The 11,818-nt window shown below is 59.5% G+C and carries 16 protein-coding genes; 12 read left to right on the top strand and 4 right to left on the bottom strand.

Translation table 11 applies throughout. From position 1 onward, the window contains the following. The first annotated feature begins 229 nt into the window (after window positions 1-229). The 6 genes from B7L72_RS16370 to B7L72_RS16395 all read left to right on the top strand — a co-directional run bounded on the left by B7L72_RS16370 (window position 230) and on the right by B7L72_RS16395 (window position 4,113). Window positions 230-847, top strand: a complete 618-nt coding sequence (locus B7L72_RS16370) for a LysE family translocator (RefSeq protein WP_016914594.1) — start codon at window positions 230-232, stop codon at window positions 845-847. 67 nt (window positions 848-914) lie between these two features. Beyond that, window positions 915-1,613 (top strand): glutathione S-transferase family protein, encoded by a 699-nt coding sequence (locus B7L72_RS16375; protein ID WP_081195552.1) that lies wholly within the window; start codon window positions 915-917, stop codon window positions 1,611-1,613. Between the two features lie 104 nt (window positions 1,614-1,717). After that, window positions 1,718-2,257 (top strand): YaeQ family protein, encoded by a 540-nt coding sequence (locus B7L72_RS16380; RefSeq protein ID WP_039176533.1) that lies wholly within the window; start codon window positions 1,718-1,720, stop codon window positions 2,255-2,257. 148 nt (window positions 2,258-2,405) lie between these two features. Next, window positions 2,406-3,383 (top strand): lipid A deacylase LpxR family protein, encoded by a 978-nt coding sequence (locus B7L72_RS16385; protein WP_081195553.1) that lies wholly within the window; start codon window positions 2,406-2,408, stop codon window positions 3,381-3,383. A 38-nt stretch (window positions 3,384-3,421) separates the two neighbouring features. After that, the gene (locus tag B7L72_RS16390) at window positions 3,422-3,742 is read left to right on the top strand and encodes a hypothetical protein (RefSeq protein ID WP_016914590.1); all 321 of its coding nucleotides are present in this window, start codon (window positions 3,422-3,424) and stop codon (window positions 3,740-3,742) included. Between the two features lie 53 nt (window positions 3,743-3,795). After that, window positions 3,796-4,113: a DUF6693 family protein gene (locus tag B7L72_RS16395; RefSeq protein WP_039176527.1), complete on the top strand. Its 318-nt coding sequence runs from the start codon at window positions 3,796-3,798 to the stop codon at window positions 4,111-4,113. Between the two features lie 227 nt (window positions 4,114-4,340). Here B7L72_RS16395 and B7L72_RS16400 read toward each other — a convergent pair whose 3' ends face one another. The 4 genes from B7L72_RS16400 to B7L72_RS16415 all read right to left on the bottom strand — a co-directional run bounded on the left by B7L72_RS16400 (window position 4,341) and on the right by B7L72_RS16415 (window position 6,596). Next, window positions 4,341-4,541 (bottom strand): DUF2798 domain-containing protein, encoded by a 201-nt coding sequence (locus B7L72_RS16400; RefSeq protein WP_081139096.1) that lies wholly within the window; start codon window positions 4,539-4,541, stop codon window positions 4,341-4,343. 23 nt (window positions 4,542-4,564) lie between these two features. Beyond that, entirely contained in the window at window positions 4,565-5,425 is an 861-nt protein-coding gene (gene yghU / locus B7L72_RS16405) for a glutathione-dependent disulfide-bond oxidoreductase (RefSeq protein ID WP_081195554.1), read from the bottom strand. Window positions 5,426-5,608: 183 nt separating this feature from the next. Next, on the bottom strand, window positions 5,609-6,034 hold the full coding sequence (locus B7L72_RS16410; RefSeq protein ID WP_081139099.1) for an organic hydroperoxide resistance protein: 426 nt from the start codon (window positions 6,032-6,034) through the stop codon (window positions 5,609-5,611). Between the two features lie 112 nt (window positions 6,035-6,146). After that, window positions 6,147-6,596 carry a MarR family winged helix-turn-helix transcriptional regulator gene (locus B7L72_RS16415; protein ID WP_081139100.1) on the bottom strand — a complete coding sequence of 150 codons (450 nt, stop codon included), beginning with the start codon at window positions 6,594-6,596 and terminating at the stop codon, window positions 6,147-6,149. A 307-nt stretch (window positions 6,597-6,903) separates the two neighbouring features. On the opposite strand from B7L72_RS16415, the gene B7L72_RS16420 reads away from it, so the two are divergent. From B7L72_RS16420 to B7L72_RS16445, 6 genes are all read left to right on the top strand, one after another. Then, a complete protein-coding gene (locus B7L72_RS16420; protein WP_081139102.1) occupies window positions 6,904-7,980 on the top strand; it encodes a TRAP transporter substrate-binding protein in 1,077 nt (358 codons plus the stop codon). A 66-nt stretch (window positions 7,981-8,046) separates the two neighbouring features. Next, on the top strand, window positions 8,047-8,673 hold the full coding sequence (locus B7L72_RS16425; RefSeq protein WP_081139103.1) for a TRAP transporter small permease: 627 nt from the start codon (window positions 8,047-8,049) through the stop codon (window positions 8,671-8,673). Window positions 8,674-8,678: 5 nt separating this feature from the next. Next, complete coding sequence (locus B7L72_RS16430) at window positions 8,679-9,959, top strand: TRAP transporter large permease (protein WP_081195555.1); 1,281 nt, start codon at window positions 8,679-8,681, stop codon at window positions 9,957-9,959. A gap of 12 nt (window positions 9,960-9,971) precedes the next feature. Further along, on the top strand, window positions 9,972-10,502 hold the full coding sequence (locus B7L72_RS16435) for a gluconokinase (protein WP_081139106.1): 531 nt from the start codon (window positions 9,972-9,974) through the stop codon (window positions 10,500-10,502). 78 nt (window positions 10,503-10,580) lie between these two features. Next, window positions 10,581-11,576, top strand: coding sequence for a gluconate operon transcriptional repressor GntR (gntR, locus tag B7L72_RS16440; protein ID WP_081139108.1), 996 nt, complete (start codon window positions 10,581-10,583; stop codon window positions 11,574-11,576). A gap of 170 nt (window positions 11,577-11,746) precedes the next feature. Further along, on the top strand, window positions 11,747-11,818 hold a 72-nt coding region (locus B7L72_RS16445; RefSeq protein WP_139788545.1), incomplete at its 3' end, for a helix-turn-helix domain-containing protein.

Here is an 11,818-nt window from a genome sequence, read left to right on the forward strand (position 1 = left end):
CAAGCACTGGTGCCTGAATCATCGCGGGCTAAAGCCCCCTCCCACAATACCATTGCCCAGCCGCCACTGGCCCACTGAATCCCCCAGCCCTCCTGTGGGAGGCCAATGGATCCACGTCAGTCTGCGTAGAATCTCATTTTTCGAGTTTTACTTATTCAAGGGGTGGCGCATGCGTCGCCCCTTATTTTATTCTCAGGCTTACTATTTTTCAGAGAAAGGAGTCACCGCGATGCAGTGGGCCGCTTTTGTGGTTGCCGCGCTGGGGTTTGCCTACTTGCCTGGGCCTGCGATGCTGTATACCGCTGCGCAAACCCTGGGGCGTGGCCGACGCGCAGGCTGGCTGGCGGTGGCGGGAGTGCATCTAGGCTGCTACGTGCATGTAATAGCGGCCGCGCTTGGCTTGGCCCTGCTGTTTGCCGCCATTCCGCCTGCGTATCTCGCCATGAAGATCATCGGTGGACTCTATCTGCTCTGGATGGGTGTGCGCTTGTGGCGGCAGGGCATTCGCACGAGTGGCGATGAGCTGCCGTTGGCCACCACCCGGCGGGTGCTGCGCGATAGTTTCCTGGTAGAAGTGCTCAACCCCAAAACGGCGCTGTTCTTCGTGGCGTTCCTGCCCCAGTTCGTGCAGCCCGACAGCGCTCTGCCGGTGGCATGGCAACTGCTGTGGCTGGGGGTCGCCACCAACGTACTGTTTTCGTCGGCGGACGTGGTCGTGGTGTTGCTGGCCAGCCCGCTGCGCGCTTGGCTGCAAAAGTCCAATAGTTCCACCCGTTGGGTTCAGCGGATGGGCGGCGGCGTACTGATGGGGTTGGGCGGGAATACGCTGGTTCAGGCGGCACGCTAAAACGATCAATCGCAAGGCTATCAATCGCTAAAGCGATCAATGAAGTGTTCACCACAAGGAGCGCACCATGTTTGACCTGTACATCGCCAACAAGAACTACTCTTCCTGGTCGCTGCGCCCTTGGGTGCTGCTGAAAACGCTGGATATTCCCTTCAACGAGCATTTGATGCCGTTCGAAGGGGGCTTTGGGGAGAGCCTCGCGACCTTCAAGCGTTTTTCTCCTTCGGGGCTGGTGCCGTGCCTGGTCGATCGCGAACACGAGGTGGCCGTGTGGGACTCGCTGGCGATTGTCGAGTACGTGGCCGAAGCGCATCCTGACGTATGGCCACAGCAGCTTGCCGCACGGGCCTGGGCACGCTCCGCCAGTGCCGAGATGCATAGTGGCTTTGCAGCGCTGCGCGATGAGTGTTCGATGAACTGTGGTGTACGGGTAGCGATGAACGCGATGTCCCCTGGGCTGAAAAGCAACCTGGCCCGGCTGGATGCGCTATGGCAGGAGGGGCTTGAGCGTTTTGGTGGCCCTTTTCTGGCGGGTGAGCACTTTACCGCCGTGGACGCGTTTTATGCCCCGGTGGCGTTTCGCGTGCAAACCTTCGGCCTTCCGCTGGGCGATGCCTCGCTGGCCTACGTGCAGCGCCTGTTGGCTCTGCCTGCCATGCAGGCGTGGTATGCGGCGGCGCTAAAAGAGACCTGGCGGGAGCCCATGCATGAACAAGAGACCCTGAAACAGGCCACGCTGCTGAGCGACGAGCGGGCGACCGCCTAGTACTGTGCAGGAAGTTCCGGGCTGGAGGGAGGACGGCGCGGAGAGGGCGTAAATCCGTTACACTGACGCCTCTAATATTTCGCAACACGACTGAGAGTCATCAGATGGCGCTAAGTGCTACCCCCTACAAAGTGGATGTGAACCTGACCGACCTGGACCGCAACGTCTACGAAACGCTGCGGTTCACGGTGGCGCGCCACCCTTCCGAAACCGAAGAGCGCCTGTGCACACGGCTGATCGCTTATCTGCTGTGGTACAGCGAAGCGCTGGCCTTTGGACGCGGGCTCTCGGACGTGGACGAGCCAGCCTTGTGGGAGAAGAGCCTGGACGGGCGAGTGCTACACTGGATTGAAGTAGGCCTTCCCGATGCCGAACGCATGACCTGGTGTTCTCGGCGTGCCGAGCGGGTTTCCCTGCTGGCCTATGGCCGTGTCGACCTGTGGGAGAGCAAAGTGCTGCCTGCGGTCGCATCGCTGAAGAACGTTCACGTGGCCGGGTTACCCGCCGATGCGCTGTCTACGGTGGCGACGAACTTGCCCAGGGCCATCAACTGGGCCGTGATGATCAGTGATGGTGCGCTGTTCATTACCGATGAAAACGGCCAGCACGAAATCACCCCTGAATGGCTGCTGCGCGAACGCTGATCGAGGGTACTGGCGGTGAGGGATAACCGCCAGACTCCGCGCAAGTGGAAACCGCGTTGAGCGAGCCATAGGCGACTATAAAAGTAGCTTGCTATCTTTTTGCAAGATTACATACAATCAGCAATGTTTGTTACTCAAGGAACGAGCCATGAAACCCTTTGCTGTATTACGTGCCCTGGTATTGCCGTTTAGCCTGCTGCCTGCGCTAGCCATGGCCAGCGACAGCGCCTTGACCCTCAAGCTCGAAAACGATGGCCTGGCCAGCAGTGATGACGGCCACTTCACCAGTGGCTTCGAGCTGAACTGGATGACGACGCCCTCCGAACAGAACTGGCTGCAGCGGCTTGCCGTGGCGTTGCCAGCGGGGTTGATGGGGCAGGCTGACCGGGTGGCGTATCGCTTCGTGCACCAGATTTATACACCCGATAACATCGAACGGCGCTCCCTGATCGAAGATGACCGCCCCTATGCAGGGCTGGTATACGGCGGTGTGTCGCTATATGAAGATGTGCCGGTGGGGCAGTGGCAGCGGGCCACCGATCTGCACCTGGATGTGGGCTTGGTGGGGCCCTCTTCCTTGGCTGACAGCATCCAGCGTGAGGTACACCGCGTCACCAATAGCGACCGCCCGCGGGGCTGGCGTAATCAGCTGGGTGACGAAGCGCTGATCAATCTGACGCTGCGCCGCCAGTGGTGGCATGACACTCCGCTGGCGGGCAAACAGTTTGCTCACGGCCCCAGTGTCGGCGCGGCGTTGGGCAACCTGTACACCTACGCCAGCGCTGGCTACAGCGTGCGCTGGGGAGACGACGCTCAAGGTATTCCCACCCTGACCCCCAACCCCGGTACGCGCCATCTGATGAGCGAGAGCCGTGGCTGGCAGTGGTATCTGTTTGCCAGCGTCGAAGGCTATTACATGGCCCATAATCTGACCCTGGACGGTAATACCGTGCGCGATAGCCATTCGGTAGACCGCAAGGAGTGGGTCGCCGATGCCTCCACGGGCTTGGCGCTGGCCTGGGAAGACTGGCAGGTGACCTACGCCGTCGTACAGCGCACCCGCGAGTTCGAAGGGCAGGATGAGCAGGATGTGTTTGGCGCCATGACGCTGACCAAGCGTTTCTAGTGTAGTAGGCCGACGCGCAAACGACCGAGAGGGGCAGCATGAGCAGCAAGTACCCACAGACACCGGATGGACGCTACTTCGTTGCCAGGAACCGGCTGTGGCGCTGCACCGACCCGCGTCTCTCGGAAGACACCCGGCGTCTTCATGTCAAGGCGTTGATGAAGGCGCGGCGTGCGGTGCGCAGTGCCCAGCAGCATGACGATGAGCACGCGCTTCGCCAGGCACGTCAGGCCGTGCAGGAAGCCAAGGAAGCACTGGGTGAGCGGGGGCCTGTCTGGTGGCAGGATGGAGCACCGGACGAAGGCGGTCTCGCTCCCCACAACAGCTCCTATGCCGACTGGTGGGCCTCGCGCTCCTGAATCCCGGCGTGTGGTAATCTGCACACCACTCTTACTGCATCGATAGGCACCCTGTGACCATCAAAGCCAATCTGTCCATTCTGGATATCGTGGGCCACCTGCTGGTGTGGCTGTTACTGACGATTTTTACGCTGGGGATCGCGCTGTTTTTCTTTCCGTACTCCTTTGCTCGCTTTGTCATCAATCGTACTAGCGTGGTCGACCATGCCAGTGGGGTAGAGCGAAAAATGGTCTGCGATATCAATATCTTCAGCAATATCGGCCATATCATCCTGTGGATGGTGATTTCGTTTATCACCTTGGGGATTGGCTATATCTTCTACTTTTACCGCGTCTGGAACTACGCGTTGAACAACTCACGCGTGCTGTAGTTCTACTGGTTCCTCCGCCCGCTGCCTGTCAGCGGGCACTCTCTTTCATCGGTGCACGTTACGAAGAGTACATCTCCTGGTGCCGCTATGACGGAGGCGACTGTGGCTACGGTGATCGTCGCAGCGTCACGGCCAACGTACGCTATCAGTTTTGATATACGTGCCGCGTGAGATACGGCGGCATACCGCCACATGAACTTGCTACATGAGTTCGCTACATGAGTTCGCTACATGAACAACGGGGCCTGCGATGAGCAGGCCCCGTTGCCTTTTTGGGTCTCTTCGTGGGTCGACGCTTTGAGCCAAATCATCACAATCCCATCCACGAGTCCCACGTTATATAGCGTAATCACCAGCGACATGATGCATGACATGAACAGCGCCATGAGGCATGAAAATATCAGCTGGGCGTATTTCGGATCGAACATCGTACGTTTTCCTGATACGCGAATTAACGCTTGTCTTCGGTTTTTTCAGTAAAGTCGCTGGCATCGTGGCGTTCATGAAGCTGCTCATGGGGTTCCCCCCAGGTACGGTTGACCATGCGGCCCCGTTGCACGGCGGGGCGGGCATCGATCTCTTCGGTCCAGCGCAGCACGTGGGTGTAGGTGTGGGCCTCCAGAAATTCGGCTGCCTCATACACACGGTTCTTGACCAGTGCGCCATACCAGGGGTGGATCGCCATGTCGGCAATCGTGTATTCGTCGCCCGCCATATAACGGTTGTCTGCCAGGTGGCGGTCGAGTACGTCCAGTTGGCGCTTCACTTCCATGGTGTAGCGGTCGATAGGGTACTGATACTTTTCCGGCGCATAGGCATAAAAATGCCCAAAGCCGCCGCCCAGCATCGGTGCGCTGCCCATCTGCCAGAACAGCCAGGAAAGGCATTCGGTACGCTTGGCGGGGTCGCTGGGCAGAAAGGCAGCAAATTTTTCGGCCAGATAGAGCAGGATGGCCCCTGACTCGAAGACCCGCTGGGGTGGCTGAACGCTGTGGTCCATCAGTGCCGGGATCTTCGAATTGGGGTTCACCTCCACGAACCCGCTACCAAACTGGTCGCCTTCACCGATCTGAATCAGGTGGGCATCGTACTCGGCGTCGGTGATGCCTTTTTCCAGCAGCTCTTCGAGTATCACGGTGACCTTGACGCCGTTAGGCGTGGCCAGCGAGTAAAGCTGCAGCGGATGCTTGCCGACGGGTAGAGGTTTATCGTGGGTGGCACCTGCGACGGGGCGGTTGATGTTGGCAAATTTGCCACCGTTGCCGGGTTCCCATTGCCATACCTTGGGCGGCGTATAGGTTGGATCGCTCATGAGGTCCTCGCGTTTAGCGGTCATGCGTTGTCGTAGTGAATCGATTGGGGCGCTTGAGCCTGGCTATAAGGGTATGTCGTTAGCGAGTTAATTAAATGGTAAGGGCAGAACAAAGGCAACGCTGGCAGAAGGGGGCAGGCTGTTTCTGACCTGCGAAAGACAGGTCAGAGGCGTTTCAAGCATTTACACCAATGTCAGAGTGACGTCGATGTTGCCACGGGTGGCATTGGAGTATGGGCACACGATGTGGGCTTTATCGACCAGCGACTGCGCAATATCTTTTTCCAGGCCCGGCAGGCTGATCTTGAGCTCCACTTCGATGCCAAACCCGGTAGGAATGGCACCAATACCCACGCTGCCATCGATCTGTGTGTCTGCAGGCAGCTTTACCTTCTCCTGGTTGGCAACGTGCTTCAAGGCACCCAGGAAGCAGGCAGAGTAGCCTGCGGCAAACAGCTGTTCCGGGTTGGTGCCAGCACCGCCAGCGCCCCCCAGTTCCTTCGGCGTGCTCAGCTTGACATCCAGAGCGCCGTCAGAAGACTTGGCGTGGCCTTCGCGGCCGCCAGTAGCGTGGGCATGGGCGCGATAAGCAATGGTTTCGATAGACATGGGCGTCTCCAAGGGTATGAGCGAGTTTGGAAAAAGAGACTTTAATTTAGTGTTATTTTAACTTGCGCACAAGATAAATATGGAGTCACTCAAAAGACAGTGTCATTCGCGTTTACTGGTTCGACTGCAGGCGCTGACGAAGCGCAATCAAGTCGTCTTTCAGCTCACGCAAGGCGTCGGCAGAGTGTTCGCTGGCCTTGATGATGCAGCCCGGAATATGTTGCGCCTGGGCGCGTAGCGCGCGGCCCTTGTCGGTCAGCAACAGCTCGACCACACGCTCATCCTGGGTGCTGCGCTGGCGTTTGATCAACGCCTCGTTTTCCAGCCGTTTGAGCAGCGGAGTGAGCGAACCCGGATCGGTAAGCAAGCACTTGCTCAATGTACCTACGGTAATCCCATCGTTTTCCCATAGCACCAGCATGGCCAGGTATTGCGGGTAAGTGAGCCCTAGCTCCTTGAGCAGTGGCTTGTAGGTTTTGGTCATTATCAGCGACGTTGAGTACAGCGCGAAGCAGAGCTGCTGGTCCAGCTCCAGTTCGTTGCAGGGCTCAAGTTCTGTCATGTCTTCTCCGAGGTGTTGACGTGAAAGGTAATGTATCGTGCCCAGCGTCTACTTACTATCTGACTTTTTAGACAACCCTGGACGTTGGTCGCAAATCACCATATTTGTTTTGACACGCTCAGAGGCCGCCGCTAGCCTTCATATACTCGATGTTACCGGTAACAAATAGCCTATGGCCTGACATACGTTATCGGCAAGCCATCGAGCTACCGCATCGCTCGGCAGCCTGGTCATTCAAGCACTGGTCCTTCAAAACTGGCCATGCACAACCCGGCCACTAACAACAATTCTGCGTGGAGAAACAACGATGACAACGATTTGGCGTAGCACATTGACCCTTTTGGGTGCCACCACTCTGACCTTTGGCATGGCGCATGCACAAGGCCCGGAGCTTTCCGCGCCGCCCGCCATCGAGGGCGAGGTTCTGGCAGACCATGGTAGCCATACGCTGCGCATGGGTATCGGGTTGTCCGAAACCTCCCCGCAGTTCTTGTCCAGCCAATATTTCGGCGAGATTCTGGCGCAGCGTACCGATGGTCGGATTACCGTCAATGTCTTCCCCAATAGCCAATTGGGGGATGACGTGCAGATGATGGAGATGCTGCAGACCGGAACGCTGGACATGACTTACCCTTCCAGCTCGGCTACGACCGGCTACGTGCAGGCGCTGTCGGTGTTCGATTTGCCGTTCCTGTTGCCCAGCCGTGAAGCCGCCATTGCCGTCATGCAGAGCGATGCGGCCCAGAACATGCTGGATGCTTTTGAAGGCACTGGCTTGAAAGCGCTGACGTTTTCCGAGAATGGCTACCGCCAGCTGTCGAACAGCGCCCGCCCGGTGGCGACCCCTGACGACGTGGCGGGCCTCAACGTGCGCGGTTTGAGCGTGCGCACCATGCAGAACCCGGTGCATCTGGCCATCTGGGAAGCGCTGGGCGCCAACCCGACGCCCATGGCCTTTGGTGAACTGTTCTCGGCGCTGGAGCAGGGCGTCGTGGATGGCCAGGAGAACCCCTGGAGCACCATCCTGACCTCGAACTTCAACGAAGTGCAGGATTACGGTACGGAAACGCGCCACGTTTACACGCCATTCATCATGATGCTCTCCGAGCGCACCTGGAACCGCATGGCGCCGGAGTATCAGGCACTGGTGCTGGAAGCCGCCCGCCAGTCTGCCGAGTATGAAATTCAGCTCTCTGCCGAATACGACGACTGGTCCCGTGAGCAGTTGGAAGCGCGGGGCATGCAGATCACTCGGTTGGACGATGAGCAGCTGGCCGCTTTCCAGGAAGCCGTTCAGCCCGTCTACACCCAGTGGGCACCGCGTATCGGGGAAGACCTGATTGCTGAAATTCAGCAGATCGTGGCAGACCATACGTCTCAGTAAGCCATTGCCGTGGGCGTTCGGGCAGGCCAGTGGCCTGCCCGATTCGAGAGTGCCCCAGGAGTTTTTATGACATCCCCCTCGCATACTCCCCAGGCCGAGCCTGTGCTGGCAACGCCCGACCCGACAGACCCCTCGACCTATCTGGACGACCCTAACCGACGGTGCCTTGAAATCGACACCGATTCGGCTCAGGGGCCCGCCCTGTTTCGCTGGCTCACGCTGGGCATGGAGTATCTGATCGGCGCCATTCTGGTCGCGCTGATCGTCTCGGTATCCAGCAACGTGGTGGGGCGCTCGCTGTTCAATCACTCGCTTCCCTGGGTCGATGAGCTGGCGCGCATGCTGTTCATCTGGCTGGTCTTCATTGGCGCGGCGGCGGCCTTTGCGCGCTATGAGCATATTGCGGTGGATGCCCTGGTGCGCCGCCTGCCGCTGCGCCTGGCGCATCTGCTGTATGCGCTTCAGCACCTGATCATCACGGGGCTCATGCTGGTGATGGTGTGGGGCGGGTATCAGGTGCTGTCTCGCTCCAGTGGTCGTTCTGCCATTCTGGGCGTGCCGCTCAGTTGGGTCAGCCTGTCTCTGGTGCTGTGTGTGATCTTCATCGCTGCCGTATCGCTGTGGCGGCTATGGGTCAGCCTGCGCCTGGTGCTCGCGCCGCGCGGCCCATCCACCAATTCTGTGGGGGAGTAACCACTATGTTATGGATTTTTCTGGCGATCCTGTTCGCATCCATCGTGATTGGCCTGCCTATTGCTTTTGGGCTGGGAGTGGCGGCACTGGTCATGGCCATACTGTCGGACATTCCGCTGTCGATCATGATCGAGCAGTCCATCCGGGGCGTGAACAGCTTTCCCCTGCTGGCCATTCCGTTCTTCATTCTGGTGGGCGAAGTGATGAGCCAAGGGGGGATTGCGCGGCGTCTGATGGAGCTGGCGGGGGCGCTCGTCGGCTTCATGCGTGGTGGGCTGGGCCAAGTGGCCATCACCGGCTCGATGTTCTTCGGCGGAATCAGTGGCTCGGCGGTGGCGGACACGGCGGCGACCGGCTCCATGATGATTCCTTCCATGAAGCAGCAGGGCTATAGCGCAGCGGATGCCACGGCGATCAATACGGTCTCGTCGGTGATCGGGATCATCATCCCGCCCTCCATTCCGCTGATTCTCTACGGTATCGTCACGGAAACCTCGATCAGTCGCCTGTTCATTTCCGGTATCGTCCCGGGGCTGCTGATTGGCGGTGCGCTGATGATGACGACGTTTCTGCTGGCTTCCCGACAGGGCGGTGGCGTGCGCCAGTTCCGCTGGGACGTGCTGTGGCAGGCCTTCAAGGCGGCCTGGCTTGCCCTGGTGCTGCCGGTGATCGTGATTGGCGGCATCATTGGCGGCGTCTTTACGGCCACGGAAGCGGCCGTGGCGGCGCTGCTCTATTCGCTGGCCATTTCCCTGCTGGTCTATCGGGAGTTCAAGCTGGCAGCGCTTGGTGGCATGCTGATTCGCACTGCTCGATTGACTGGCATGGTCATGATGTTGCTGGCGTTTGCCACCGTGATCGCATGGTTCCTGACTATCAATATGGTGCCCCAGACGCTGGTGCGTCAGGTTCAGGCGATTACCCAGGAGCCTTTCCTGCTGCTGCTGATCGTGGCGGCGCTGCTGTTGCTGGTCGGGTTCGTCATGGATCTCACGCCCGCCATGGTGATCATGGCACCGATGCTGGCGCCCATCGTGACCTCGGTGGGGGTGGACGCGGCTTACTTTGGCGTTCTGATGGCCTTCGTTCTGGGTATCGGGTTGCTGACACCGCCGGTAGGCACCTGCCTGTACGTGGGATGTGGCGTGGGCAAGGTGTCGATGGAGTCGCTGGTCAAGGCCATGTTGCCGTATTACGCGGCGCTGCTGGTGGTGCTGGTGCTGTTGATTGCCTTCCCCGGGATCGTGACATGGTTACCCAACTTGACCGCCGTGCGCGGCAACTGACAGGAGAGCAGTGTGACGAGCACTTCACAGCGTATTCTTGTCATGGGGGTTTCGGGCTCCGGCAAGACTCATATTGGCCAGCAGTTGGCGTCTTCGCTGGGGGCCACGTTCATCGATGGCGATGACCATCACAGTGCCGCGAACGTGGCCAAGATGGCCAGCGGTACGCCGCTCAACGACGACGACCGCCAGGCGTGGCTGGCAACGCTATCGGCCCTGCTGGAAAGCTATCGCACCCGGGATGCCTCGGTAGTGGTTGCCTGTTCCGGGCTCAAACGGCGTTATCGCGACCGCTTGCGGCAGGGCGATGGTGAGCTGCGTATCCTCTACCTGGAGGGGACGCCCGATGTGCTGCGCGAGCGGCTGGCCACTCGCGCCGGCCACTTCTTCAAGGGGGATGACATGCTGGCCAGCCAGCTGGCGGACCTGGAACCGCCGCTGGCCGATGAGGCCGTCACGCTGTCGATTGAGCTGCCGCCTCGCGTGATTGTCGAGCGCTTTTGTGCCACGCTGTCCCGGCAGCCGCAGCGCTCGTCAAGCTAAAGGAAGGGATAGGCGACGGGTCGCAGGATTCGTTATGGTAAGACCCGTGCCCATCCACGATATCAGGCAGTGACGCCATTGAAGAAAAAACGCCCCACCTTGCAAGACATCGCCGACCGCGTTGGCGCCACCAAAATGACCGTGAGTCGCTGCCTGCGCGACCCGGAAGCGGTCTCGGAAGGGCTGCGCGAGCGTATTTTCAGTGCCGCGGAGCAGATTGGCTACATTCCCAACCGGGCGCCGGACCTGCTGTCGCGGGCCACGAGCCACTCCATTGGCGTGCTGGTTCCTTCCTTGACCAACCAGGTATTTGCCGACGTGATCGTGGGCATCGAAGCGTATACCGAGCCTGCGGGCTATCATCTGATGCTTTCCCACTACGGCTACAGCCCCGAGCTCGAAGAGCGTAGCCTGGCCTCGCTGCTCTCTTATAATGTCGATGGCGTGATTCTCTCGGATCGAGACCATACGCCGCGCAGCTTGCGCATGCTGGAAACCGCGGGTATTCCTATCGTGGAGATCATGGACACCCATCGCCCCCCGCTTCAGCAGGCCGTCGGGTACGACAACGTGAGTGCCGCCTACGAAATGGTCAGCAAGATGATCCGGCGTGGCCGCCGCCACATTCTCTATCTGGCGGTGCGTCTCGATGAGCGGACGCGCCAGCGTGAGCAAGGCTATCGACAGGCCATGCAGGCGCATGGGCTTTCCCCCGTCACCTTGCAGCGTAGCCAGCGCTCCTCTTACACCGTGGGCGCTGCATTGATGCAACAGATTCAGCAGGATTACCCTCAGGCGGATGGGGTGTTCTGCACCAACGATGACGTGGCGGTGGGGGCGTATTTCGAATGCCTGCGCCAGGGAGTTGCCGTCCCCCAGCAGATGGCCATTGCCGGTTTTCACGGTCATGATGTGGGGCAGGCCATGACGCCGCGTCTGGCCAGCGTCGTGACCCCTCGCGAGGCCATCGGTGAAAGGGCGGCTCAGGCCCTGCTGGCACGTATCCGTGGCGAAGGAGTGGACCAGCCCGTCATTGACTTGGGCTACCGTATCGAAGCAGGCGATACGCTATAGGTAGTCTGTGTGAGCTAGTCTGTGTGAGGTGGGCTGTGTCCAGTCACCGCTGTTTTTTTATCAGTCAGCGCGTAAAACCTCGTACTTTGAGTGCGAGGATGGATAGCGCGGCGTCCGGCAGGACGCCTTGCGCCTTGTAATCTTACATAAAACACGATAATTTGTAAGGTATGATAACCGAACGCGCTTTCAAATACCGCTTCTACCCCACGCCAGAACAGGCAACCCTGCTGGCGCGAACG

This window comes from Halomonas sp. BC1 (genome assembly GCF_002078135.1).
Classification (GTDB): Bacteria; Pseudomonadota; Gammaproteobacteria; order Pseudomonadales; family Halomonadaceae; genus Vreelandella; species Vreelandella stevensii.